The organism is Wenyingzhuangia sp. 2_MG-2023 (assembly GCF_030548295.1).
Lineage (GTDB): Bacteria > Bacteroidota > Bacteroidia > Flavobacteriales > Flavobacteriaceae > Wenyingzhuangia.
The window spans coordinates 1-509 of the sequence record NZ_JAUOSB010000072.1; the positions used below are offsets into that span (position 1 = coordinate 1).

General features: G+C 43.2%; 1 protein-coding gene. It reads right to left on the reverse strand.

Features of this window, described 5'->3' with window-relative positions; translation table 11 throughout:
- Window positions 1-509, reverse strand: a 509-nt coding sequence (locus Q4548_RS16720; protein ID WP_303457179.1) for a thrombospondin type 3 repeat-containing protein, incomplete at both ends; no start/stop codon positions are given.

The window sequence follows — 509 nt, forward strand, 5'->3', positions numbered from 1 at the left end:
GCATCTTCCTGATTTGGGTTCTCTGTGTTCACACAGTTGTCTACATCATCAGTAATTCCGTCGTTGTCTGCATCGTCATCACAAGCATCTCCAATTCCGTCATTATCAGCATCTTCCTGATTTGGGTTCGCTGTGTTCACACAGTTGTCTACGTCATCAGTAATTCCGTCGTTATCTGCATCGTCGTCACAAGCATCTCCAATCCCGTCATTATCAGCATCTTCTTGATTTGGATTCGCTGTATTCACACAGTTGTCTACGTCATCAGTAATTCCATCGTTGTCTGCATCGTCGTCACAAGCATCTCCAATCCCGTCATTATCAGCATCTTCCTGATTTGGATTCGCTGTATTTACACAGTTGTCTACGTCATCAGTAATTCCGTCGTTATCTGCATCGTCGTCACAAGCATCTCCAATTCCGTCATTATCTGCATCTTCTTGTCCTGGGTTTGCAACATCTATACAGTTATCTATATCATCAATGATTCCATCTCCATCTGTATCAGC